We start from the raw sequence: 1,992 nt of genomic DNA, 5'->3' as shown, positions 1-1,992 counted from the left end.
TAGCGTGAGTCTGCACTATGAGGGAATGAACAAAGCTGAGCAGTAAAATGGAATATGAAAGCGCTATATATTTAAATGTTTTCGTATGTGTAAACAAGAAAAGGGAGCTGAAAAAATCATGGTTATGGATGAAGAGTACAAAAAATTAGTTTCTTTGATGGAACAACGAGTTGAGGTCAATAAGCATAAAGGGCTTGATATTGTCATTAAAAAAATTCCGGATTCCGATGTAGAAGGGGATCTGGACCCAAGGGTGATGAATGTTACTTTGGATATGCTGAAGGCGATGGCTTCCGGACCCCAGATGGATTTTGGTTCACTCGCTGCGGATAACATCGGTCAACTCAGAGCTATGATGGGATGGCCAAACGTAGATGTTACCGTTACCGAAATTGAAACCGAACATAAAACGATTGATGGCAAACACGGTCCGATTCCGATCCGTATCTATTCGCCGCAAAAGAGCGGGCCTATGCCTGCAATTGTGTTTTTCCATGGTGGAGGGTTTATTGGAGGTTCTGTAGATAGTGTTGAAAACCCGTGCAAGTGTTTGGCAGAAAAAGCAGGGGCTGTTGTGGTGAACGTTGACTACCGCTTAGCGCCGGAGAATCCTTATCCTGCCGGACTTACCGATTGTTTTGATGCGGTCAAATGGGTATATGAGCATGCAGCTGAAATCAATGTCAACCCGGAACAAATTGGAGTGGCAGGCGACAGTGCAGGCGGGAATTTGTCAGCCGTGTGCTCTCTAATGGATAGGGATTTAGGAACCGGTATGATTAAATATCAGGCGTTGCTCTACCCTACGGTTAGCATGAGCGGCGTTGCTACCGATGATTTTGAATGGAATTTGGAAGAGTATACCGTTAACCACAACCACGAACTTATTCAGGGAATCATACGAGCATTAGGCAGTTCTACGGGGCTTGAGAACATTTATTTGGATGGAAATACTAAAGTAACCGATCCTTATGTATCACCGTTGTTAGCAGACGATTTGTGCGGTTTGCCAGCAACCCTTATTATTGAAGCGGAATATGATTATCTGAGATTGGAAGGCGAGGCTTATGCCAGAAAATTAATCAGATCAGGTGTCAAGACGAAGATGATCAGATACAACGGTGTAGACCATGCTTTTATGGACAAAATAGGGCTATATCCGCAAGCGGAAGATTGTATGAACGAAATCGCAAAAGGATTAAAAGAATTGTTTGCTTAACAAATGATGCCCGTAACCTTATGTAGAGGCTGTTTCAAAAGTAGAACTAATTACTTTTGTAGCAGCTTTTTTTGTTTTGTGAACAGATGTTTATGCACTATAGATGACTCTTTCGAGTCATTTGGTTAAAAGTATACGTTGTTAGAATAAGAGAAGTACTTTTAGGAGAGTAGGTGAACCATTGCGAAAAATAATTATAGCAGCGGGGTTATTGTGTTTCATTCTAGTTTGCTTAGCAGCTTGCTCTGCTTCGGCTCCAGTGACAAACGACCCTGCAGCCATTGAGGTGGACTTGAGGACAGATCCTGACAAGCCAGTATCAGGCTCGCCGATAGAACTTATGGCAGATTTCACGGGAGCTGAGCTTACCGAATCCTCAGGGATGACATTTGAAGTCCGCGTGAAAGAGGAGCCTGTGTTTTTTGAGGCAAAAAAGGAAGGACAAAATGTATTTAGCGGCACGTACACATTTCCAGAGCCGGGTACATACGAGGTCTACATGCATCTGTATACCGACGATATCCATGTGACGAAAAAGAAGCAGGTAGAGGTGCAATGAGAGCAGCTGTACAGAAATTAATGTTTGGTTTAATTGTGGCAATGCTGCCTATTTTGATTGGGGCAAGCAGTGTAAAGGCTGAAGCAACGGTGAAATCGTTGCAGATGTTGATTAATGAGGCCCAGGCAGGCGATACTCTGCTTCTTTCTTCAGGAACATATGAAGGGCCCATAATTATTGATAAACCGTTACAACTGGCAGCAGAGTCTGGCGC

At 43.4% G+C, this 1,992-nt stretch carries 2 protein-coding genes and 1 pseudogene; all 3 read left to right on the top strand.

Annotation, left to right across the window (positions count from 1 at the left end; all coding sequences use genetic code 11):
* Nucleotides 1–124 precede the first annotated feature (124 nt).
* Entirely contained in the window at nucleotides 125–1,219 is a 1,095-nt protein-coding gene (locus tag AC1DSE_RS34690; RefSeq protein ID WP_477509823.1) for an alpha/beta hydrolase, read from the top strand.
* A gap of 181 nt (nucleotides 1,220–1,400) precedes the next feature.
* On the top strand, nucleotides 1,401–1,778 hold the full coding sequence (locus tag AC1DSE_RS34685) for a hypothetical protein (protein WP_477509678.1): 378 nt from the start codon (nucleotides 1,401–1,403) through the stop codon (nucleotides 1,776–1,778).
* Nucleotides 1,775–1,992, top strand: a pseudogene (locus tag AC1DSE_RS34680) (right-handed parallel beta-helix repeat-containing protein); the annotation flags it as partial. The gene AC1DSE_RS34685 and the pseudogene AC1DSE_RS34680, both read left to right, overlap by 4 nt.

This window comes from Paenibacillus sp. 01L418, assembly GCF_056400045.1.
The sequence above is the reverse complement of the archived record's forward strand: the minus strand, read 5'-3'. Positions and strand labels throughout refer to the sequence as shown.